Raw genomic sequence first — 22,113 nt, 5'->3', positions numbered from 1 at the left:
ATATTTAGAGGCAAAGTTTCTCCCCAATTGTCACAATCGGTCGCTATGTTGTTGATACAAGACAATTTCGGTGTTCAGGCGGGATTGTTCCAGCCACGCGTACAACCACGCCAACCGGTCGAGCAGCGCCGGTTGCGGCGCCGCGCCCCAGCGGTCGGCGGTGGCGGCGTCGCCGCTGAACGGCGCGCCGTGCTTGGCGTGAAAGGCGGCGCGGCGCAGCATGTTGACCCGCTCGGTGCGGCCGGGGCGGATGCCCAGCCGGGCCAGCAGCGGCAAGTCGGGCAAGCGGGGCAGCTCGGTGTAGTTCAGCAGTAGCAACGGTTGGCCGCCGGCCTGCGCCGCCAGCGCCGTCTCCATCAGGGCGCGCAGCACGTGCAGGCAATAGCGGTCGAGGTCGGACGGCGCCAGTCGGTCGTGGTCGCCGTTGCCGCCATCCGTTTCCCCGGCCGTTTCCGCGCCTTCCCCGGGCTGGCCGAAGGCGATGCCCAGCCAGGCAGGATCGATCAGTCCCGGCAGCATTTGCGGGCCGCGCTGGCGCCGGTGCGAGGCCAGCACCTGCAGCGGCTCGCGGTACAGGAACACCATCGGCGTGTCCGGGAAGGCGGCGCGGAACAGCGCCAGGTCGCGCAGGTGCCAACTGTCGAGTTTGATCACCAGATGGCGCTGGCGCGGATCGCGGCGCTGGCCGAGCGCGCGCACCAGCGCGCGCAGGCGCACGATGTCGGCGGCGGCATCGACGCCTTCGCGCCGCCGCAAGAAGTCGTCCAGCACCGGCGGCTCCGACAGCGCCACGCACGAGGGCAGCGTGGCCAGCATCTGGGTCAGCAGGGTCGAACCGCAGCGCGAAACATGGAAGATGAAGGCGGTCGGCGCCAGCGCGTCGGGCAGCGTCGCCGGCGCCCGCCAGTCGCTGAAACACAGCTGGCGTTCGGCAGGGGGCTGGTGCCGGAAGGTGTCGGAGAAAAACGGCTCGCTGAACGGGCGCTCGCCGAGCCGGCGCCACCACAGGCCGTCGGGATGGTCGCTGACGGCCACCGGATACCAGCCGCTCAGCGACCCGGCCTGCGCCAGGGTGATCTCGGGCGCGCGCAGCAGTGCGCGGCGCTGGGGCGCCAGCGGGTACTGGTCGCCCTCGGCCACCTCGCCCAGACGCGGCGGTGCCGACGGCGCCAGGCCGGCCTGGGCGAACAGCCGGCGCAGCCAGGCATTGACGTGGCAGTCGAGCACCAGGTGGACGCGGCTGCGCGCGCTGCGGTTGTGGACCGCGTGGGTGCGGCCGGCGTTGAGGTACCAGGTGTCGCCACGGCTGAAGTGGATGTCCTCGCCGTCGATGCGGAACGTCACGGACGGATCGGTCTGCAATGGCACGTGCAGCCGCGCCAGGCCATCCTCGAAGGCGGTGGCGGCGTCGCGGTGCGGCTTGATGACGGCACCCGCTTCCAGCGCCATCAGCCGCACGGCGGCCTTGTCGCACTCGAAGGCGTCGAGCACGGCGCGGAAATACGGACATTGCGCCAGCGCCGGCGTGTCGAGGAAATTGACGTCGGACAGCGCGCCGATGTGGCGCGGCTGGCCGTCCGCCGAGCGCAGCGCCAGGCAGCGCCAGCCGCCCTCGTAGTCGCGCGTGTTGAAGTGTTCGATCCATTGCGGCGCCAGCAGCGCGTCGAGTTCGGCCTGCAGCCGCGCGGCGTCAAAGCTGAGCGGCAGTTTCAGGTAGCGGGTCGACGCCGTCGTCATGGGGCCGCCGGCGTGGCGGCGGGGTCCCACCGCATCGGCTCGAACAGCTCGTCGCCGGCGCCGGCGCGGAAACCCAGGTCCAGATACAGATGGCGGGCCGGCTGGTTGTCGCGCCGCACCTGCAGGTCGAGCGGCACGCCGGCGATTTGCGCCTGGCGCTGGACCCAGCGCAGCAGCGCGCGCGCCACGCCCTGTCCGCGCGCCTCGGGCAGCACGGCGATGTCGATCAGGCGCAGACGGTGCGGGCGCCAGTCCAGCACCAGCTGCGCCACGCAGCGCCCGTCGCGGTGCAGCAGCCACTGGCGCGCGCACGGGTACTGGCGCCGCTGGCCCTCGGCGTGCACGCGCTGCTGCATGGCGATCAGCGCGTCGACCACCGGGCCGTCGCCCAGCCGCGTGAGGTCGTCGCGGGTGGCGCGGTACAACGCCGCCAGCAGCGGCTGGTCGGCGTCGGTGGCCGGGCGCAGGTCGAGCGCCGGCTCGGCGCCCGCCAGGTCAGTTGCGGGTGGGGTAGATTCCATTCAGGCAGATGATGTAGTTAAGGACGAGAAAAGGCGGCATAGTCGGCACCGGCGTGTTGACGCTCACGCTGACCGTCGCCGGCGTGCCGCCGCCGGTGGGGGCGACCGTCACCGAACCGTTGCCGCTGACCGTGGTCTTGACGCCGCCCAGGATCACCGGCGCGACCGCCGGCGCGCTCGACACCTGGTAGATCGCCGCGCCGGAAGCGCCGGCCGCCGTGCTGGCGAGTGTGGCGCCCGGCGTCGCGGCCAACTGGCCGCCGGTGCCGGTGCTCACGCTGATCTCGGTGGTCGCGCCGAGCCCGCTCAAGGACAGGGTCGCGTTGTGGGAGTGCGCGGGCAGGTTGGCCGCGGTCAGCGCCACCGCGCCGGTGCCGGTGCCGACGGCGGCCACGGTCTCCGTGCCGCCTTTCTGGGCCAGGGCGCGATTGGTAAGCGGCGCCTGGCCGTTGGGTCCGAGCACGGTGCGTCCGCGCAGGTCGGGCACGCCGAAGTCGTTGACGCCGTCGCCGCCGTACTGGGTGCTGAGGATAGAGAACAAGGCCTGGTATTGCCGGACCTGCAAGAGGCGACCGTCGCAGAATGCCCAGCCGGCCGGCGCGAAGGTGCCCGGCCAGGGCAGGATGGTTCCAAGCAATGCGTCCATTGATATCTCCGGTTGCCGGCCGTGGCCGGTGTGCTAGGGGGGGCGGGAAGCGGGGCGCTCCCGGCGCTAGCGCCGACGCTCGAGGCCGGCTTGCAGCCATCTTAAAGACGTTTTGAATTTAATAGCAATAAAAGCAATACTTCCAAGTTGGTAGCGTTGTATCTTTTCAATATCGGGAATTTCACGTTGACGCCGCCGAGCCTGCCTGCGTGTTTTTTGCGCATGGGCATAAAGATGAGATGAATCAAGCACTTGGATGTTGTCCGGTGGCCTTGCTCACAATCTTATCCACACAAAATGTGCAGAAGTGAAAGTCTCGGTGGACAAATCCTGTTCTCGCCTGAAAAAACGGCGAATCGTCATCATTGCTGTTTTTTTACTCAAGGCAAAAATTCCCTTATGAATCAACGATCTTTCACGATGTGGGAGCGGTTGCGCACAATCTTATCCACATCAAGTGTGCAGAAGTCGCTGGCCGGCGCGGCGGAGTTATCCCCGGCGGCGGCTGGCGGGCGCTGCGTCTATTTTACGCATGGCAAAAATAGCCTTATAAATCAAGGGGCTGGGGCGTGTGGAGTAGCCTTGCTAACAATCTTATCCACAAATTTTGTGCAGAAGTGCACAACCCGGCGGCTAGCGGCATAAAAGTTGTGTTGTGGATAAGTACTTTGGGGATTACACGCCGCTGGTCCCATCCTTGCCAGTTTTTTGCGCAGGAACATAAAGCTTATTGAAATCAATGGCATGCGGATCGATGGCATGGCTTGCGCACAATCTTATCAACAGAATGTGGGCATAAGTTGGCACAACTTTTGCAATGCATAAAGCGGGCCATGGTGCCGCGGTGTGCGCTAATTTTGAGCTTCGATATTTTTCTGTTTTAAATCAACGACTTGAGTTGTGTTGATGGGTATTGCGCACATTGTTGTCCACAGAAAATGTGCAGAACTCCCCAAACGCATGCTACTTGCCGAGTGTCGTCCAACAAGATACATTGCGCCTTCGGGTTCATATCACTACAGGAGTTCGTTTTGCTCGCTATCTTCCAAGCCGCAGGTTGGCCCATCTGGTTGTTGTTGATCGCATCGATCGTCGCAACGGCCTTGATCATCGAACGCTTGCTGTACCTGCGCCGTAGCAAAATCCTGCCGAAAAAGCTGCTCGACGAGGTGGTTCAGGTTTATCGCGGCGGCAACGCCAACACCGGCGTCATCGACAAGCTGGAAAAAAGTTCCCCCTTGGGCGTGGTGTTGTCGGCCGCGCTGCGCAACGTCGACGCTCCGCGCGAAGTGATGAAGGAATCCATCGAAGAGGCCGGCAGCGGCGTGGCCCACACGCTGGAACGCTTCCTCACCACCCTGGGCACCATCGCGACCCTGGCGCCGCTGATGGGGCTGTTTGGCACGGTGGTCGGCATGATCGAGATCTTCGGCTCGCAAAACGCCTCCGGCTCCAACCCGGCGCAACTGGCGCACGGCATTTCCGTGGCGCTGTATAACACCGGCTTCGGCCTGGCCATCGCCATGCCGACCCTGGTGTTCTACCGCCACTTCCGCGCCCTGGTGGACAGCTTCGTCATCGAGATGGAGCAGCAGGCGGTGAAGTTTGTCGACATCGTGCACAGCAAGCGCAAGTAAGGACGTCCGCATGAATTTCCGCAAAGGCCGGCACCGCGAGGACCCCGAGATCAACCTGATCCCGTTCATCGACGTGCTGCTGGTGATTTTGATTTTCCTGATGGTCTCGACCACCTACAGCAAATTCACCGAGCTGCAGATCACCTTGCCGACCGCCGACGCGCAGAAGCAGGAAGAAAAGCCGTTCGAGCTGAACGTGACCGTCGACGCCAAGGGCAACTACACGATCAACGACGAGCCGGTGTCGTTCCGCGACGTGGCCGGGTTCGCGCAGTCGATGAAGTCGGCGGCCGACAAGGGCGGCCAGCCCGGCAAGTCGCCGGTGGTGATCGTCAACGCCGACCAGTTCGCGATGCACCAGATGGTGATCAATGTGATGGAGGCGGCCCGCATCGCCGGCTACGACAAGCTCACCTTCGCCGCGCAGACCGCTGCCGCCAAATAAGTGTCCGCATCTTCCGCCACCAAGTCGTCCGCGCTGGAAGCGACGCTGACGCGCAACTGGCTGCGGCGCGGCCCGCTTGCCTGCGCGCTGTGGCCGCTGTCGCTGCTGTTCCGGGCGTTGAGCGGCTTGCGCGCGGGACTGTACCGCGCCGGCCTGCTCAAGTCGTCGCGGCTGCCGGTGCCGGTGGTGGTGGTCGGCAATATCTATATCGGCGGCACCGGCAAGACGCCGCTGACGATCTGGCTGGTGCAAGCCTTGCAGGCGGCCGGCATGCGCCCGGCAGTGGTCTCGCGCGGCCACGGCAGCGACGCCGACGGCGCGCGCGAGGTCGGCGCCTTGTCGACGCCGGCCGAGGTCGGCGACGAGCCGTTGCTGATCAAGCAGCGCACCGGCTGCCCGGTCATGGTCGGGCGCGACCGCGCCGCCACCGGCCGCGCGCTGCTGGCGGCCCACCCCGACGTCGATATCGTGCTGACCGACGACGGCTTGCAGCATTACGCGCTGCGACGCGATATCGAGATCATCCTGTTCGACGGCCGTGGCGCCGGCAATGGCTGGCTGCTGCCGGCCGGGCCGCTGCGCGAGCCGGTCTCGCGCCGGCGCGACTTCACCGTCATCAACGCGCCGCTGCTGACCGACGAGCTGGTGCGCGCCGTCGGCTGCCAGCCCCGACAGTCCATGTCGGGGTCAGACCCCGACATCAGATCCGCCTCGGCAACAATGTCGGGGTCAGACCCCGACATGTTGGCGCCGATCCAGATGACCTTGGTGGGCGAGTACGCGGAGCAATTGCGCGACCGCGGCCAGCGCCGCCCGTTGGCCGGGCTGAACCAACCCGGCCTGCGGCTGGCGGCGGCGGCCGGCATCGGCAATCCGGCGCGCTTCTTCGACATGCTCAAGGCCGCCGGCCTGTCCATCGCCGAGCTGCCTTTGCCCGATCATCACGACTTCGCCGACCGCCCTTTCGCGCGCCTGGAGGCCGATATCATCTTGATGACCGAGAAGGATGCAGTAAAATGTGCGCAAATTGAAGAACTCAGAGACGACCCGCGACTGTGGGTCGTCCCGGTAACGGCGCGCATCGATGCGGCGCTGGCCGACCAAATCGTGGAGAAATGTCGTGGACGCTAGATTGCTTGATATCCTGGTATGCCCGGTCTGCAAAGGCCCCCTTGAGTACGATAAGAAAGCCCAGGAGATGATCTGCAAGGGCGACCGCCTGGCATTCCCTATCCGCGACGGCATCCCGATCATGTGGGCCGACGAGGCTCGCACGTTGCAAGACAAGGTGGATTGAGCGGTGCCGCTCGTCTCCCACCCTGTGTCCCCGTTCGTCGTCATCATCCCGGCGCGGCTGGCGTCGACCCGTTTGCCGAATAAGCCGCTGGCCGACCTCGGCGGCAAGCCGATGGTGGTCCGCGTGGCCGAGCGCGCCGCGTTGTCGGGCGCCGCGCGCATCATCGTCGCCACCGACCACGAAGACATCCGCGCCGCCTGCGCACTGCACGGCGTGGAGGTGTGCATGACGCGCGCCGACCACCCGTCCGGCACCGACCGCATCGCCGAGGTGGCGCGCACCCTGAATCTGCCGGCCGGCGCCGTCGTCGTCAACCTGCAGGGCGACGAGCCGCTGATCGATCCGGCGCTGCTGCAAGCGGCCGCCGCCCGCATCGGCGCCGACGTGCCGATGTCGACCTGCGCCCATCCGCTGCACGACGCCGCCGACGCCTTCAACCCGAACGTGGTCAAGGTGGTGTTGGACAAGGCCGGCCGGGCCCTTTATTTCTCCCGCGCGACCATACCGTGGAACCGCGACGCCTTTGCGCAGTCCAAAGAAGCACTGCCAGCCGGCTACGTACCGCTCCGCCACATCGGACTGTACGCCTACCGCAATGATTTCCTGCAAGCCTACCCGGCGCTGGAAGCCTCGCCGCTGGAATCGATCGAAGCGCTGGAGCAGCTGCGCGTGCTGTGGCACGGCTATCCGATCGCCGTCCACATCACCGACTCGGCGCCGGCCGCCGGCGTCGACACGCCGGAGGATCTGGCGCGGGTGCGGTTGTCGTATCCGCTGCCGTATTGATATAGATCAGCTTACCGGCATAAATCAATCATAAACAGGAAGCAAGTGCGATATTCATACGGAATATCTCTGTATGCTCCTGTTTTGCCAGTGAAGAAGGGCGCAAGCCGTCACAAATTGGCGTTTAGACGAAGTTTTGTGGTAAGTTTCGTACCAACATAGTCGGACTTGCAGTATTTCTACTGTTTCCACCACACACACTAACCACATCCAAAATCTGTTTTAGGAATTTTTCATGCGTCTTATTCTTTTAGGAGCACCAGGTGCAGGCAAGGGCACCCAGGCTAATTTCATCAAAGAAAAATACAACATCCCCCAGATCTCGACCGGCGACATGTTGCGCGCCGCGATCAAGGCCGGCACGGAGTTGGGCGTAGCCGCCAAAAAAGTGATGGATGCGGGTGGCCTGGTCTCCGATGACATCATCATCGGCCTGGTCCAAGAACGGTTGAAGCAGCCCGACTGCGCCAACGGCTATCTGTTCGACGGCTTCCCGCGCACCGTCGCGCAAGCCGACTCGATGAAGGACAACGGCGTCGTTGTCGACTACGTGCTGGAAATCGACGTGCCGGACGAGTCGATCATCGAGCGCATGGACGGCCGCCGCGTGCACCCGGGTTCGGGCCGCGTCTACCACGTCAAGTTCAATCCGCCGAAGGTCGACGGCAAGGACGACGTCACCGGCGAAGACCTGGTGCAGCGCGACGACGACAAGGCGGAAACCGTCAAGAAACGTCTCGACGTTTACCATAATCAGACCGAAGTGCTGCTGGGTTACTACAATACCTGGGCCCAATCGGGCGAGCCTGGCGCGCCGAAATACCGCCGCATCGCCGGCGTCGGTCCGGTGGAACAAATTCGTGACAGCGCGTTTGCCGCGCTCGCCGAATAAGCGTTAAAGTAGAGCGGACCGAGTGTCCGCTTTTTTAACGCCCTTGTTTTTGACCAAGCCGGCAAAAGCTGGATGCCCTCCCGATTTGACGTTTTGCAGTTCGCAGGTTAGTCGGCTGTCCCCACCGGACAGCTACTGAAGTGTGGTTTGTAGGCTCGTTCAATAAAAATAAGGGGACACTATGGCAGCCAGTCTTTGGTTAGCAGTCGGTTGCGGCGTTATCGCCGTGGTTTATGGTTTATGGTCACGTAGTTGGATTTTGCGCCAGGACGCGGGCAACCCGCGCATGCAGGAAATTGCACTGGCCATTCAGCAAGGCGCCGCCGCCTACCTGGCGCGCCAGTACCGCACCATCGGCATCGTCGGCGTGGTGCTGCTCATCCTCATCGGGGTACTCCTCGACATCAACACCGCCATCGGTTTCCTGATCGGCGCGGTGCTCTCGGGCGCGTGCGGCTTCATCGGCATGAACGTGTCGGTGCGCGCCAACGTGCGCACCGCGCAGGCCGCCACCAAGGGCATGAACGAGGCCTTGAACGTCGCCTTCAAGGGCGGCGCCATCACCGGCATGCTGGTGGTCGGGCTCGGCCTGCTGGGCGTGGTGCTGTTTTATATGTACCTGATCGCCGGCCTCCCGCCCGACCTCGGCCCGAATCTGCATAAGGTGATCGAGCCGCTGATCGGGCTGGCATTCGGCGCCTCGCTGATCTCGATCTTCGCGCGGCTCGGCGGCGGCATCTTCACCAAGGGCGCCGACGTCGGCGCCGACCTGGTCGGCAAGGTCGAGGCGGGCATCCCGGAGGACGACCCGCGCAACCCGGCCGTGATCGCGGACAACGTCGGCGACAACGTCGGCGATTGCGCCGGCATGGCCGCCGACCTGTTTGAAACCTACGTCGTCACCCTGATCGCCACCATGCTGCTGGGGGCGCTGCTGATGACCACGTCGAGCACGGCGGTCGTCTATCCGCTGCTGCTGGGGGCGGTGTCCATCATCGCCTCCATCATCGGCTGCTCGATGGTCAAGGCCAAGCCGGGCAAGAAGATCATGTCGGCGCTGTACACCGGGCTGTGGTGGGCCGCCGGGCTGTCCCTGATCGGCTTCGCGGTCGTCACCTGGCAGGTCTGGCCGGACGAGGCGATGCGCATGCGCATGCTCGGCTGCACCGTGGTCGGCATCGTGCTGACCGGGCTGATGGTCTACATCACCGAGTACTACACCGGCACTGACTTCTATCCGGTCAAGCACATTGCCGAGGCGTCCACGACCGGCCACGGCACCAACATCATCGCCGGGCTGGGCGTGTCGATGAAGTCGACCGCCTGGCCGGTGCTGGCCGTGTGCGCGGCGATCCTGGTCTCGTATCAGCTGGGGCAGCTGTACGGCGTCGCCATCGCCGCCACCTCGATGCTGTCGATGGCCGGCATCGTCGTCGCGCTCGACGCCTACGGCCCGATCACCGACAATGCCGGCGGCATCGCCGAAATGGCCGGCATGCCCGAATCGGTGCGCGCCATCACCGACCCGCTCGACGCGGTGGGCAACACCACCAAGGCCGTCACCAAGGGCTACGCCATCGGCTCGGCCGGGCTGGCCGCGCTGGTGCTGTTCGCCGACTACACGCACGCGCTCGAATCGGCGGGCAAGAGCATCACCTTCGACCTGTCCAATCCGATGGTCATCGTCGGCCTGATCATCGGCGGCCTGATCCCCTACCTGTTCGCCGCGATGGCGATGGAGGCGGTGGGGCGCGCGGCCGGCGCAGTGGTGGTGGAGGTGCGCCGCCAGTTCCGCGACATCAAGGGCATCATGGACGGCACCGGCAAGCCGGAGTACGACAAGGCGGTCGACATGCTGACCGCCTCGGCGATCAAGGAAATGATCGTGCCCTCGCTGCTGCCGGTGGTGGTGCCGGTGGTGGTCGGCATGCTGCTGGGATCGGCCGCGCTGGGCGGCATGCTGATGGGCACCATCGTCACCGGCCTGTTCGTCGCGATCTCGATGACCACCGGCGGCGGCGCCTGGGACAACGCCAAGAAATACATCGAGGACGGCCACTTCGGCGGCAAGGGTTCGGAGGCGCACAAGGCGGCGGTCACCGGCGACACGGTCGGCGACCCGTACAAGGACACGGCCGGCCCGGCCGTCAATCCGCTGATCAAGATCATCAACATCGTCGCCTTGCTGCTGGTGCCGTTGCTGCCGGCCTCGGGCTGGCTGGCGGTCAGCGCGCCGGCGATGGCCGCGCACGCGCCGGCGCGGATGGCGCCGGCGGACGCGCCGCCGCCGCCCCGTTCCGCCTCGCCGCTGACGGAGGGCGCGCCGCTGGCGCCGGGCATGCCACCGCCACCGCCCCCGGCATCGGAACCCGCGCCGGTGAGGTAGCAGGGCGCAGGAGGTTACGAATTGTTTCAAGGCCTTCCGTGCGGCGCGATGCCTGCTAATAATACGAACAGGCGTCGCACTTTGGAAGGTGATGAAATGAAAGCTCTGAAACCAGCCGCGCTGACGGCGGCGTTCCTGCTTGGATCGTTACTTTGCGCCAACGCCTGGGGCGACCCCGCGCCCGCGCCGGCCAGCGGGGACGCTTACGCCAGGCTGCCCGTGTGCAAGCTCAGCGAAGACGGCAAGCGGCTCGCGGTGGAGCCGTGCCGCACGGCGCCGGCCGCGGTGCCGATGCCGCGCCGGCCGGTGCCGCTGACGATACAGCCGATGCCCAGCAACAAGCTCGCGCCGCAAGTCGCCATGCCCAAGGCGCAGCCGTCCACCCCGATCGAAACGCTGATGCAACCGCCGGGCACGCCGATACCGGCGATCGGCTGCACGGCCGGCGGCTGCTACGACCCCAGCGGCGTGCGCCACAACAACGGCCCGGCCGGCACCACGATCACACCGGCAGGCAAGATGTGCCAACGAAACGGCGCTTGGCTGCAGTGCTGATGGCGGCGCTGCCGGCTATTCGCATGCACAGACCGTTACACTTGCGCGAGGGGTGTGAGAATTGGTGAGTTTTCGGCCTGCATTTTCGGCTAGTATTGCTGGCTATATTTCAGTTTGGTAATCATTGTCACTTAAATATTGGGATGGGCCGCTGACCTATCTTCGCGCCACCGATTAAGGAAGTATGAAAACAAGTTCCTCCTCCCGCCCTTTGTTACACCGTCTGTTTTCCCGTTTTGCTTCCGGCTACGGTCCGCAGCTCACAGCCCTCATTGAAGAACGCGCCGAGATGGTCATGGACAGGCTCGTCAACGAACGCATCGATGCGCTGTTGGCCAAGGCGCCGACGCCGCCCACGGCGGCGGTGCCGCCCAAGATATTCCTGCCGCCGATAGATCTTTACCAGTCGGACCCGGCCTCCCCGTTCATGCGATATTCGACGTGCTCGGCGGCTGACTTCTACCATCCGGAGTTCTCCCGGATCGCGCGCGATCTGGCCATTCCGCCGATGTTGCACCGGAAGTTTTGGGAATGGGCATACATCGTCCATATCGCACGCAGTCGCGGCGTGATCGGCGAAGGCAAGCGGGCGCTCGGATTCGGCGTGGGGGCCGAGCGCATGCCAGCGTTGTTCGCCAAGGGCGGCATGCGGGTGACGGCCACCGACGCGCCGCAAAGCATCGACAATGCCCAGGGCTGGAGCGCCACCGGACAGTACAGCAACGCCATCGATAGCATTCCGTACCAGGGCATCCTGGACAAGGACGATTTCCTCGAGCGCGTGCGCTTCCAGGAGTGCGACATGAACAATATCGGCGACGACGTGGTCGGCTACGATTTCTGCTGGTCCTCGTGCGCGCTCGAACACCTCGGCAGCTTGCGTCTGGGGATGGATTTCATCATCAACAGCGTCGAGAAGACGCTCAAGATCGGCGGCGTCGCCTGCCACACCACCGAGTTCAATCTCAGCTCGAACGACAGCACAGTCGAAAGCGGCGACACGGTGCTGTACCGCCGCCGTGATCTGGACGCGCTCATCGCCGAACTGCGCGAACGGGGGCACCAGGTCGACGAGTTCGTCGTCGCGCCGGACGCCCATTTCCTCGACGGCTACGTCGATACCCCGCCGTTCGCCACGCCGACGCCGACCGAGGGGCCGGCCCATCTCAAGCTCGAGCTGTACGGCTATGCCTGCACGTCGGTCGGCATCACGGTGGTGCGGGGGCGCTGAGCCCCCGACAAGCCCGGTCGAGCGGGCGAATTTTTCCCGTTCCGGCCGCGAATTTGGCTACAATTGCGTTTGATGTGACGTTTACGTAAACGTCATGCAAATGCGATCGGAGACCTCATGCATATTCACGACAATGTATTTCTCATCACCGGCGGCGCGTCCGGGCTGGGCGCGGCGACGGCGCGCATGATCGTCGAGGCCGGCGGGAAGGTGGTGCTGGCCGATGTGCAGGCCGAGGCCGGCCAGGCGCTGGCCGCCGAGTTGAAAGGCGTCTTCGTCCAGACCGACGTGACCGCCGAGGCCGACGCCGTCCGCGCGGTCGCGGCGGCCGTGGCGCTGGGCACGCTGCGCGGCCTGGTCAACTGCGCCGGCATCGCGCCGGCCGCCAAGACCGTCGGCAAGGAGGGCGCCCATCCGCTCGAGCTGTTCCAGCGCACCATCAATATCAACCTGGTCGGCACCTTCAACATGGCGCGCCTGGCGGCCGAGGCGATGGGCAAGAACGCCGCCGTCGATACCGGCGAGCGCGGCGTCATCATCAACACCGCCTCGGTGGCGGCCTTCGACGGCCAGATGGGACAGGCCGCCTACGCGTCGTCCAAGGCCGCCGTCGCCGGCCTGACCCTGCCGATGGCGCGCGACCTGGCCCGCAGCGGCATCCGCGTGATGGCCATCGCGCCCGGCATCTTCGAGACGCCGATGTTGATGGGCATGCCCGCCGAGGTGCGCGACGCGCTCGGCGCCATGGTGCCGTTCCCGCCGCGCCTGGGCAAGCCGCATGAATACGCCCATCTGGCCAAGGCGATCATCGAGAACACGATGCTCAATGGCGAGACCATCCGCCTGGACGGCGCCATCCGGATGCAAGCCAAGTAAAACGGTTTAAACGATTTCGTGTAGGATGCCAGAGTGATCGGGCGCGCCCAGGGGGGGCTTTCCCGGCCGGCGCGCCCTCTATTTGGAGAGCCCATGATTCGTTTAAAGACACTGGCGCGCAGCGCCGCACTGGCCGTACCGCTGTTGGTCGTTCTGCACGCGCCGGTCCACGCGCAACGCGCAACGCCGGACGCCGCACCGGAAATCGCCACCGGCTACGCCGAGAAGGCCGGCAAATCCTCGCAAAAATTCATGGTCGCCGCGGCCAATCCGTTGGCCACGCAGGCCGGCTACCAGATGCTCAAGCAAGGCGGCGCGGCGATCGACGCCGCCGTCGCTACCCAACTGGTACTGACCCTGGTCGAGCCGCAATCGTCGGGCATCGGCGGCGGCTCCTTCATGCTCTACTCGGACGGCAAACGCGTGCAGTCGTACGACGGCCGCGAAACGGCGCCCGCGTCGGCCGACGAACACCTGTTCCAGGATGCCGACGGCAAGGCCGTCTCGCGCGAGGTCGGCGTGATCGGCGGCCGTTCGGTGGGCGCGCCCGGCGTGCTGCGCATGCTGGAGCTGGCGCATAAACAGCACGGAAAACTGCCGTGGAAAACCCTGTTCGCGCCGGCGATCAAACTGGCGGAGGATGGCTTCGCCGTCAGCCCGCGCCTGAACGCGCTGATCTCCTACGACCGCTATCTGGCCCGCGACCCCGTCGCCAAAAAATACTTCTTCGACGACGACGGCAAACCGCGCCCGGTCGGCTACATCCTGAAAAATCCGGAACTGGCGCGCACGCTGCGCGAGATCGCCGCCGGCGGCGCCGACGCCTTCTACAAGGGCCGCATCGCGCGCGACATCGCCGCCAAGGTGGCCTCTCATCCGACCAATCCCGGCAAGCTGACCGCCGCCGACATCGCCGGCTACCAGGCCAAGGAGCGCGCGCCGATTTGCAGCGACTACAAGGCGTGGACCGTGTGCGGCGCGCCGCCGCCTTCGTCCGGCGGCATCGCCATCGCCCAGATGCTGGGCATCCTGGAGGTCAAGGACATCAGCCCGTACAAACCGGTCGACGGCATGCCGACCGCCGAGGGCATCCACCTGTTCTCCGAAGCGGGACGGCTGGCCTACGCGGACCGCAACCGCTACGTGGCCGACACCGATTTCGTGCCGCTGCCGGGCAAGGGCGTTGGCGCCATGCTGGACAAGGCCTACCTGTCGCAGCGCGCCGCGTTGATCGGCGAGCGCTCGATGGGCCGCGCCAACTACGGCACGCCGGCCACCATGCAGGTCGCGTGGGGCGCCGACACCGCCATCGACAAGCCATCGACTTCGCACTTCGTGGCGGTCGACGCCTTCGGCGGCGGGCTGTCGATGACCACCTCGGTGGAAGACGCCTTCGGCGCGCGCCAGATGGTCGACGGCTTCATGCTGAACAACCAGTTGACCGACTTCTCGTTCGATTCGCAGGACGCCGACGGTCCGATCGCCAACCGGGTGCAGGCCGGCAAACGCCCGCGCAGCGCGATGTCGCCGACGCTGGTGTTCGACAAGGGCACGCACCGGCTGGTGCTGGCCACCGGCTCGCCGGGCGGCTCGGCCATCATCAATTACGTGGCCAAGGTGCTGGTCGGCACGCTGGACTGGAAGCTCGACGTGCAGCAGGCCATCAGCCTGCCGAACATGGGCAGCCGCAACGGCCCGACCGAGATCGAGGCCGGGCGCGTGGCGCCGGCGGTGATCGAGGAGCTCAAGGCGCGCGGCCACCAGGTGCGCGAGGCGGACCAGAACTCCGGCCTGCAGGGCATACAGCGCCGCGTCGTCGACGGCAAGGCGCAATGGTTCGGCGGCGCCGATCCGCGCCGCGAGGGGATCGTGCTGGGGGATTGATCGGGCCGGCCGCCGCGGGGTTTGTGGCAAAGTCGCCGAAAAGCGGCTGCCGCCTTCCCCAAACGGCGGATACCCTGATAACCTTGGCGCATGGGAATTCAAAAGAAAACAGGCTTGATCCTGACGGGAGGCGGCGCCCGCGCGGCCTACCAGGTCGGCGTTCTACAGGCGATCTCGGAGATACTATGGGAGGCGGGCTGGCCGCCGGCGCGTAATCCTTTCGACATCATTTGCGGCACCTCTGCCGGCGCGATCAACGCCACCGCGCTGGCCTGCCGTGCCGATAATTTCGGCGAGGGCGTGCAAAAGCTGCTCGACGTCTGGCAGCATATCGAGGTCGAACAGGTCTACCGCGCCGACTCGCTGGGCGTGATCCGTTCCGGCGCGCGCTGGCTGTCGTTGCTGTCGTTCGGCTGGCTGCTGCGCAAATGGCGCGCCGCGCCGCCGGCTTCGCTGCTCGACAACACGCCGCTGGTCGGCCTGCTGCACCGCATGCTCGACCTGCCGCGCCTCGACACGGCGCTGTCCGAGGGCCTGCTGCACGCGCTGGCCGTCACCGCCTCGTCCTACACCGCCGGCAACCACCTGACGTTCTACCAGACCGCCGCCGACATCGCGCCGTGGATACGCATGCAGCGCGTGGCGCTGCAGGACCAGATCGGCGTCGAGCACCTGCTGGCGTCGTCGGCGATCCCGTTCATCTTCCCGGCCACGCCGCTGTACATGGGCGGCCACCGCGAATACTGCGGCGACGGCTCGATGCGCCAGTTGGCGCCGATCTCGCCGGCGATCCACCTCGGCGCCAGCAAGGTGCTGGTGGTGGGGGCGGGGCGCCTGACCGAGCCGGCGCGCAGCGCCGCCGAAAAAAGTTCGGCGCGCTATCCCAGCCTGGCGCAGATCGCCGGCCATGCCATGTCGTCGATCTTCCTCGATTCGCTGGCGGTCGACATCGAGCGCCTCGAGCGCGTCAACAAGACCTTGTCGATGCTGCCGCCGGAGCTGCTCGAGCAGACGCCCCTCAAGCCGGTCAAGCTGCTGGTGATCGCGCCGTCCGAACGGCTCGACGATATCGCCAGCCGCCATATCGCCAGTTTGCCGGCGCCGATACGCACCATGTTGTCCGGAATCGGCGCGACCGAAACGCGCGGGGCCGCATTGGCCTCGTATTTATTGTTCGAATCGACTTATACTTGCGAGTTGATCCGCCTCGGTCAGCGCGACACCCAGGCTCGTAAAGAGGACGTGCTGGCCTTCTTTGAATCCTGAACACCGATTTGTGGAACCGTGTTGCCGTTTTTTAGACGATTATCCAGACTCTCGCCGGGTCCATTGCTGTTGGCCGCCCTTCTGCTGTGGGGACTCGGCATGGCCGCCGCATGGGCCGGCGCGCCGCCGCGCACCTTGCGCTTCGAGCAGCTCGGTGTCGAGAACGGACTGGCGCAGGAATCGGTGCTGGCCATCGCCCAGGACACGCAGGGATTCATCTGGCTCGGCACCCAGGCCGGCCTGACCCGCTTCGACGGCTACCGCACCGTCACCTACAAGAGCGCCGTCTCCGATCCCAATAGCCTGGTCGACAATTGGGTACGGGTGCTGCACGTCGACGGCACCGGCCGGATGTGGGTCGGCACAGACGGCGGCCTGGATCTGTACGATCCGGCCACGCGCCGGTTCACCCACTTCGCGCCGCAGGAGCCGGGGCAACGCGGCAACGGCAACCGCCACGTGCGCGCCATCGTCGACGATGGCTTGGGCGGCCTATGGGTGGGCAGCGCCGACGGCCTGCATCACTTCAACCCCTCCACCAAGCGCTTCACCAGCTGGCATCACGACGCGGCCGATGCGGGTAGCCTGGCCAACGACCAGGTCAACGCGCTGGCGCGCGACGCCGCCGGGCGCCTGTGGGTGGCCACCGCCACCGGCCTCGATATGCTGGCGCCGGGCGCGGCGCACTTCCGCCACTACACCCTGGACGCCGGCGGCGACAGCCGCTTCAACGCCGTGCTGTCGCTGCAGGTCGACAGCGCGCAGACGCTGTGGATCGGCACCATGGGCGGGCTGGAACAATGGCGCCTGCTGGGCGTCGAGCCGCAGCGCCGGCGCCTGGGCGCGCGCGAGGGCATCAATCCCGGGGTGAGCGTCACCACGCTGTACGAGGACGTCGAAAACCAGATCTGGGTCGGGACCCAGGCCGATGGCCTGTTCCGCTGGCTGCCGGCCGAGAACCGGCTGACGCAGTACCGCCACCAGTTCAGCGATGGCCACAGCGTGGCCGACAACCAGATATCGGCCATGTTCCGCGACCGGGTGGGCACCTTCTGGGTCGGCACCTGGAACGATGGCGTCAGCCGCGTCGACATGGGCAGCGGCGGTTTCGCGCGCATCGTGCGCCAGTCCGACATGCTCAACTCCGTGTCCGACAACAAGGTGCGGGCGATCGTCGCCGAGGGCGGCACGCGGCTGTGGCTGGGCAGCGGCGGCGGCTTGAACCTGTACGATCCCGTCACCGGCGAGAGCCGGGTGTGGCGCCACGATCCGCGGGACCCCAATAGCCTGAGCGACGACCAGGTCACCGCGCTGCTGCGCGAAAAAAACGGCAACCTGTGGATCGGCGGACGGGCGGGCGTCAACTACCTCAATCCGGCCACCGGCGCGATACGGGCGGTGTCGTTCATGAGCGCCGACGTCGGCAGCGACACGGTGCGCAACATCGTCGCCGACCGCGCCGGCATGTTGTGGGTCGCCAGCCGTGGCGGCCTGCACCGGCTCGATCCGCGCACGATGGACGTGCGCACCTTCCGCCACAACCCGGCCGACGGCACCAGCCTGGCCGACAACGTGGTGCGGCCGATCCTGGAGGACCGCCGCGGCCAGCTGTGGGTGGGCACCTTCAACGGCCTCGATCTGCTGGACCGCAAGACCGGGCGCTTCCGCCACTTCCGCCGCGACCCCGCCGACCCGCTCAGCCTCAGTCACGACGAGGTGCACTGCCTGTACGAGGACGCGCGCGGCACGATCTGGGTCGGCACGGCGGCGGGCCTGAACCGGATGGACGTGGCCCCGGACGGCGGCATCCGCTTCCGGCGCTACCTGCGGAAGGACGGCATCGCCGACGACGCCATCGCCTCCATCCTGCCCGACAACGCCGGCAACCTTTGGCTGAGCACCAACAGCGGCTTGTCGCGGTTGAACATCGATTCGGGGCTGGTGCGCAATTACAGCGGCGCCGACGGCACCATCGAGGGCGCCTACTTCGACGGCGCCGCGCTGCGCACGCCGGACGGCACGCTGTACTTCGGCGGCTTTAACGGCATCACCGCTTTTTCGCCCGCGGACGTGCGCGAAAACAGCGTGGCGCCGACGGTGGCGATCACCGACTTCCAGATATTTAACAAGTCGGTCAGGGCCGGGCAGGGCGAGCATGCGAAGGTGCTGACGAAGGCCATCGAGCACACCAGCGCGCTGACCCTGAGCGAGAACGATTCCGTGTTCTCGCTGGAGTTCGCGGCGCTGCACTACGCCGCGCCCCAGCGCAACCGCTTCGCCTACCAGCTGCAGGGCTTCGACGAGGACTGGGTGGTCACCGACGCCACCAAACGCTTCGCCACCTACACCAACCTGGACCCGGGCACCTACACCTTCCGCGTCAAAGCCGCCAACAAGGACGGCATCTGGAACGACAACGCCGCCAGCCTGCAGATCACCATCCTGCCGCCGTTCTGGAAGACCTGGTGGTTCCGCAGCCTGATCGCGTTGTTGTTGCTGAGCGCGGCCTACGCGGCTTACCATGCGCGCGTGCGCAGCCTGCGCCGCCAGCAGCAGCGGCTCGAGCAGCTGGTCGGCTCGCGCACGGCGGAAGTCGAGCATAAGAACCTGCTGCTGCAACAGCAGAAGCAGGAGCTGGAACTGCGCCGGCTGGAGGCCGAAGCACAGCGCGCCGAGGCCGAACAGCGCCGCATCGACACCGAGCGGCAGAAAAAGGAAGTCGAGCGGCAGAAGGAAAACGTCGAGCAGGCGCACCGCAACATCTCGGTGCTGAGCGAGCTGGGACGGGAGTTGAGCGCCACGCTGGACATGGAAACGTCGATGCTGACGCTGTACCGCCACGTGCATCACCTGATGAGCGCCCAGATCTTCGGCATCGGCTTCGTGCGAGAGGACGACGGCGTGATCGATTTTCCGTTCGCGATCGAGGGCGGCGTGCGCACGCTGCCCTACCAGCGGCGGCTCGATGAACCCAACCAGCTGGCGGTGTGGTGTGTCACCCACCGCAAGCCGATCTTCATCAACGACATGCGGGCCGAGTACCGCGACTATATGGACGATTCCGGGCTGGAGTCGGTGATGTTGTGCGTGCGCGAGGATGGCGTGCAGCTGGCCGCCGCGCAGTCGACGCTGTACGCGCCGCTGATCGCCGGCGACAAGGTGGTCGGCCTGATTTGCGTGCAGAGCACGCAAAAGAACAGCTATCAGCGGGTCCACATGGACATGTTGCAGACGCTGGCCTCGCACGCGGTGGCCGGGCTGGAAAACGCGCGCGCCTACCAGCAGCTGGAGGAGGCGCTGCAAACGCTGCGCCAGACGCAGGACCAGCTGCTGCTGCAGGAGAAGCAGGTGCGCCTGCACACCGAGGAGCTGGCGCTGGCCAACCGCGCCTTGCAGGACAACGACGAACGTCTGCGCCTGGCCAAGCAGAAGGCGGAGGACGCGACCCGGCAAAAGTCCGAGTTCCTGGCCAATATGAGCCACGAGATGCGCACCCCGCTGGCCGGCGTGATCGGCATGCTGAGCTTCGCGCTGCGCGACGGCCGGCTGCACGACAGCACGCGCGAGCAGATCCTGCGCGGCCAGGCCAACGCGCAGTCGCTGCTGTCGATCATCAACGACCTGCTGGACTTCTCCAAGATCGAGGCGGGCAAGCTGACCATCGAGAACATCGACTTCTCGCTGTCGGCGGCGGTGCACAACGTGGTCGGCTTGTTCGAGGAGCAGGCCGCCGCGCACAGCGTCGGCTTCAGCCTGGAGTTCGGCGACGGCCTGCCGCAGTTCGTCGTCGGCGATCCGACGCGGCTGCGCCAGGTGCTGGTCAACCTGGTCGGCAACGCCTTCAAGTTCACCCAGCACGGGTCGGTCATGATGCGCGTCGAGCGCGCGCCGGACGATGTGCAGGGGGATGGGCGGTCGCGGGACGGCCGCAAGGGGGCGGTCAACCGCATCCGCTTCACCGTCGCCGACACCGGCATCGGCATCGAGGCCGACGCCATTCCGCGCCTGTTCCAGCAGTTCGAGCAGGCCGACGCCTCCACCACCCGCCGCTACGGCGGCACCGGCCTGGGTCTGGCGATCTGCCGCCAATTGGTGGAGCTGATGGGCGGCAGCATCAACGCCGTCAGCACGCCGGGGCGGGGCAGCGTGTTCTCGTTCGAGCTGCCGCTGGCGAACGGCGTGCCGCCGCCGCTGGTGCCGCATGTGCCGCGCGAACCGCACAGCCACCAGCTCAAGGTGCTGTGCGCCGAGGATTTCCCCACCAATCAGATCATCATCCGCATGATGCTCGAGGACCTGGGCCACAAGGTGGACATCGCCGCCAATGGCGCGCTGGCCGTCAAGGCCTGCGCGCTGACGCGCTACGATTTGATCCTGATGGACGGCCGCATGCCGGAAATGGACGGCGCCAGCGCCACGCGCCTGATCCGCTCGGGCGGCACCGAGGCGGCCCCGGTGCGCGACCAGGAGTTGATGATCATCGCGCTGACCGCCAACGCCAGCGAGGAGGACCGCAGCCGCTACATTGCCGCCGGCATGGACGATTTCCTCACCAAGCCTATCGACGAGGACAAGCTGCACTTCCAGCTAAGCCGCGCGATCGAGCGCCAGTTGCAGCGCGGCGTGAGCCTGCCGCGCATGGAGCCGCGCCGTCATCCCGCCATCGGCACGCCGGAACTGGACGCGATGTTCGGGGTCGAGCCGGCCGCCTCGGAGCCGGCCAGGCTGGCGCAGCACAGCGGTGCCGGTGGCGACCTGAAAGCGCGCCTGCGCAACGCCTTCAACCAGGACGCGCCGCTGCGCCTGGCGGAGTTGGAGCGGGCCTTGGCGAGCGGCGACGGCGAGACCGCCAGCCGCCTGCTGCACGGTATGAAGGGCAGCGCGGGCTATCTGGAGGAGCAGGAGTTGCAGGCGCTGTGCGGCGAGCTGGAACTGTCCGCCGATCATAACGACTGGCCGCGGATCGCCGATGCGATGCCGAAGCTGCGCGTTCTGCTGGAACAGGCCGGAGCGACTAGCACGCTGTAAGCCGCCGCGCGCAATACCCAACGTGTTTGCGACACCCTCCTAAGCTGGCGACAGCGGGATTTATGCCCTGTTTATAATGTAAGATCATCACAAGTGCCCACCAAAGGCAAATTGCCGGCAAAGGCACAGGGAGTTACATGAAAGTTCTGGTAGTCGACGACGACGTCGTCTCGCGCATGGTGTTGATGCATTTGATCGACAGCTGCGGCAAGTTCGACATAGTGGAAGCGGAGGATGGCGCCGACGCGTGGCGGCAGTTGCAGGCCGGCTTGCGGCCGGCTATCTGCTTTTGCGACCTGCGCATGCCCAATATGTCGGGCATGGAGTTGCTGCGGCACGTCAAAGGCCATGCCGATCTGGAGGGCATGCCGTTCGTGCTGGTGACGTCGGCCTCCGACAAGGACACCTTGCAGGAGGCCACCGATGCCGGCGCCGCCGGCTACATCGTCAAGCCGTTCCAGGCAGAGCAGGTGCGCGTCCATCTGGCCGGCTTTCTCGACCAGGCGGCCAGCGGTTCCGGACACAAGGCCGAGGACCCGGCGGCGACATTGCGCCGCCTCGGCATCAACGCCGAGCGTCTGCTGGTTTATCTGAATGGTTTCCGCAATCAGTTGGCCGCCGCCGGCGGCGATCTCGATGCGCTGCTGGCCAGGGGCGGGCAGCAGGACGCCCAGGCGCGGATCGAACGGCTGCACGCTGGCTGCGTGACCCTTGGCCTGGGCGGCGCCGCCGCCGCGCTGAAGGGCTTGGCGCCGGGCCGGTTGTCCAACGAGGCGGTCCAGGCGGTGCTGTCGGATGTGATGCGGGCGGTCGATCAGCAGGCCGAATTGGTTCGCAAGAGCACCGTTGGCTGACAGCCGTATTGATTTCGCTCTGATTTCGTTCCGCACATTGCGCTTGATGCCGAGATAGTTTAAGTTTAAAGT

At 66.2% G+C, this 22,113-nt stretch carries 17 protein-coding genes; 14 read left to right on the top strand and 3 right to left on the bottom strand.

The annotated features are described in order from the left end of the window. Positions 1-30: 30 nt before the first annotated feature. Genes MRBLMU1_RS04275 through MRBLMU1_RS04265 form a run of 3 tightly spaced genes read right to left on the bottom strand, consistent with a single transcriptional unit; the run spans position 31 to position 2,904 of the window. Entirely contained in the window at positions 31-1,737 is a 1,707-nt protein-coding gene (locus tag MRBLMU1_RS04275) for an aspartyl/asparaginyl beta-hydroxylase domain-containing protein (protein WP_363497507.1), read from the bottom strand. After that, a complete protein-coding gene (locus MRBLMU1_RS04270) occupies positions 1,734-2,258 on the bottom strand; it encodes a GNAT family N-acetyltransferase (RefSeq protein ID WP_363497504.1) in 525 nt (174 codons plus the stop codon). The genes MRBLMU1_RS04275 and MRBLMU1_RS04270 overlap by 4 nt, the downstream gene beginning before the upstream one ends. Then, positions 2,233-2,904 carry a phage tail protein gene (locus MRBLMU1_RS04265; RefSeq protein ID WP_363497502.1) on the bottom strand — a complete coding sequence of 224 codons (672 nt, stop codon included), beginning with the start codon at positions 2,902-2,904 and terminating at the stop codon, positions 2,233-2,235. Before MRBLMU1_RS04265 ends, MRBLMU1_RS04270 begins: the two co-directional genes overlap by 26 nt. Before the next feature lie 1,031 nt (positions 2,905-3,935). Here MRBLMU1_RS04265 and MRBLMU1_RS04260 point away from each other — a divergent pair. The 14 genes from MRBLMU1_RS04260 to MRBLMU1_RS04195 all read left to right on the top strand — a co-directional run bounded on the left by MRBLMU1_RS04260 (position 3,936) and on the right by MRBLMU1_RS04195 (position 22,041). Then, the gene (locus MRBLMU1_RS04260; protein WP_363497499.1) at positions 3,936-4,541 is read left to right on the top strand and encodes a MotA/TolQ/ExbB proton channel family protein; all 606 of its coding nucleotides are present in this window, start codon (positions 3,936-3,938) and stop codon (positions 4,539-4,541) included. Between the two features lie 10 nt (positions 4,542-4,551). After that, the gene (locus MRBLMU1_RS04255; RefSeq protein WP_363497496.1) at positions 4,552-4,986 is read left to right on the top strand and encodes an ExbD/TolR family protein; all 435 of its coding nucleotides are present in this window, start codon (positions 4,552-4,554) and stop codon (positions 4,984-4,986) included. Beyond that, entirely contained in the window at positions 4,987-6,117 is a 1,131-nt protein-coding gene (gene lpxK / locus MRBLMU1_RS04250) for a tetraacyldisaccharide 4'-kinase (protein WP_363497493.1), read from the top strand. It abuts the gene before it with no gap. Continuing rightward, positions 6,107-6,283: a Trm112 family protein gene (locus tag MRBLMU1_RS04245; RefSeq protein ID WP_209726433.1), complete on the top strand. Its 177-nt coding sequence runs from the start codon at positions 6,107-6,109 to the stop codon at positions 6,281-6,283. Before lpxK ends, MRBLMU1_RS04245 begins: the two co-directional genes overlap by 11 nt. 3 nt (positions 6,284-6,286) lie before the next feature. Continuing rightward, on the top strand, positions 6,287-7,069 hold the full coding sequence (kdsB, locus tag MRBLMU1_RS04240) for a 3-deoxy-manno-octulosonate cytidylyltransferase (RefSeq protein ID WP_363497490.1): 783 nt from the start codon (positions 6,287-6,289) through the stop codon (positions 7,067-7,069). A gap of 235 nt (positions 7,070-7,304) precedes the next feature. Next, positions 7,305-7,961, top strand: a complete 657-nt coding sequence (gene adk, locus MRBLMU1_RS04235; protein WP_363497487.1) for an adenylate kinase — start codon at positions 7,305-7,307, stop codon at positions 7,959-7,961. A gap of 181 nt (positions 7,962-8,142) precedes the next feature. Then, a complete protein-coding gene (locus MRBLMU1_RS04230; RefSeq protein WP_363497484.1) occupies positions 8,143-10,347 on the top strand; it encodes a sodium-translocating pyrophosphatase in 2,205 nt (734 codons plus the stop codon). A 96-nt stretch (positions 10,348-10,443) separates the two neighbouring features. Next, a complete protein-coding gene (locus tag MRBLMU1_RS04225) occupies positions 10,444-10,902 on the top strand; it encodes a hypothetical protein (protein ID WP_363497481.1) in 459 nt (152 codons plus the stop codon). Between the two features lie 295 nt (positions 10,903-11,197). Further along, positions 11,198-12,133, top strand: a complete 936-nt coding sequence (locus MRBLMU1_RS04220) for a hypothetical protein (RefSeq protein WP_363497479.1) — start codon at positions 11,198-11,200, stop codon at positions 12,131-12,133. Positions 12,134-12,250: 117 nt separating this feature from the next. Continuing rightward, a complete protein-coding gene (locus tag MRBLMU1_RS04215; protein WP_363497476.1) occupies positions 12,251-13,009 on the top strand; it encodes an SDR family NAD(P)-dependent oxidoreductase in 759 nt (252 codons plus the stop codon). Positions 13,010-13,102: 93 nt separating this feature from the next. Next, a complete protein-coding gene (gene ggt / locus MRBLMU1_RS04210) occupies positions 13,103-14,893 on the top strand; it encodes a gamma-glutamyltransferase (RefSeq protein WP_363497473.1) in 1,791 nt (596 codons plus the stop codon). A gap of 90 nt (positions 14,894-14,983) precedes the next feature. Continuing rightward, on the top strand, positions 14,984-16,159 hold the full coding sequence (locus tag MRBLMU1_RS04205) for a patatin-like phospholipase family protein (protein WP_363497471.1): 1,176 nt from the start codon (positions 14,984-14,986) through the stop codon (positions 16,157-16,159). A gap of 99 nt (positions 16,160-16,258) precedes the next feature. Continuing rightward, positions 16,259-21,187, top strand: a complete 4,929-nt coding sequence (locus MRBLMU1_RS04200; RefSeq protein ID WP_363497818.1) for a two-component regulator propeller domain-containing protein — start codon at positions 16,259-16,261, stop codon at positions 21,185-21,187. Positions 21,188-21,324: 137 nt separating this feature from the next. Beyond that, positions 21,325-22,041 (top strand): response regulator, encoded by a 717-nt coding sequence (locus MRBLMU1_RS04195; RefSeq protein WP_363497468.1) that lies wholly within the window; start codon positions 21,325-21,327, stop codon positions 22,039-22,041. Positions 22,042-22,113: the final 72 nt, after the last annotated feature.

The organism is Burkholderia sp. LMU1-1-1.1, assembly GCF_040675865.1.
GTDB lineage: Bacteria > Pseudomonadota > Gammaproteobacteria > Burkholderiales > Burkholderiaceae_D > Rugamonas.
The sequence above is the reverse complement of the archived record's forward strand: the minus strand, read 5'-3'. Positions and strand labels throughout refer to the sequence as shown.

Excerpts from the sequence above, each read along its gene's own strand:
- MRBLMU1_RS04275 (WP_363497507.1), bottom strand. The coding sequence starts at position 1,737 with ATGACGACGGCGTCGACCCGCTACCTGAAACTGCCGCTCAGCTTTGAC.
- MRBLMU1_RS04270 (WP_363497504.1), bottom strand. The coding sequence starts at position 2,258 with ATGGAATCTACCCCACCCGCAACTGACCTGGCGGGCGCCGAGCCGGCG.
- MRBLMU1_RS04265 (WP_363497502.1), bottom strand. The coding sequence starts at position 2,904 with ATGGACGCATTGCTTGGAACCATCCTGCCCTGGCCGGGCACCTTCGCG.
- MRBLMU1_RS04255 (WP_363497496.1), top strand. The coding sequence starts at position 4,552 with ATGAATTTCCGCAAAGGCCGGCACCGCGAGGACCCCGAGATCAACCTG.
- adk (WP_363497487.1), top strand. The coding sequence starts at position 7,305 with ATGCGTCTTATTCTTTTAGGAGCACCAGGTGCAGGCAAGGGCACCCAG.
- MRBLMU1_RS04230 (WP_363497484.1), top strand. The coding sequence starts at position 8,143 with ATGGCAGCCAGTCTTTGGTTAGCAGTCGGTTGCGGCGTTATCGCCGTG.
- MRBLMU1_RS04225 (WP_363497481.1), top strand. The coding sequence starts at position 10,444 with ATGAAAGCTCTGAAACCAGCCGCGCTGACGGCGGCGTTCCTGCTTGGA.
- MRBLMU1_RS04220 (WP_363497479.1), top strand. The coding sequence starts at position 11,198 with ATGGACAGGCTCGTCAACGAACGCATCGATGCGCTGTTGGCCAAGGCG.
- MRBLMU1_RS04215 (WP_363497476.1), top strand. The coding sequence starts at position 12,251 with ATGCATATTCACGACAATGTATTTCTCATCACCGGCGGCGCGTCCGGG.
- ggt (WP_363497473.1), top strand. The coding sequence starts at position 13,103 with ATGATTCGTTTAAAGACACTGGCGCGCAGCGCCGCACTGGCCGTACCG.
- MRBLMU1_RS04205 (WP_363497471.1), top strand. The coding sequence starts at position 14,984 with ATGGGAATTCAAAAGAAAACAGGCTTGATCCTGACGGGAGGCGGCGCC.
- MRBLMU1_RS04200 (WP_363497818.1), top strand. The coding sequence starts at position 16,259 with ATGGCCGCCGCATGGGCCGGCGCGCCGCCGCGCACCTTGCGCTTCGAG.
- MRBLMU1_RS04195 (WP_363497468.1), top strand. The coding sequence starts at position 21,325 with ATGAAAGTTCTGGTAGTCGACGACGACGTCGTCTCGCGCATGGTGTTG.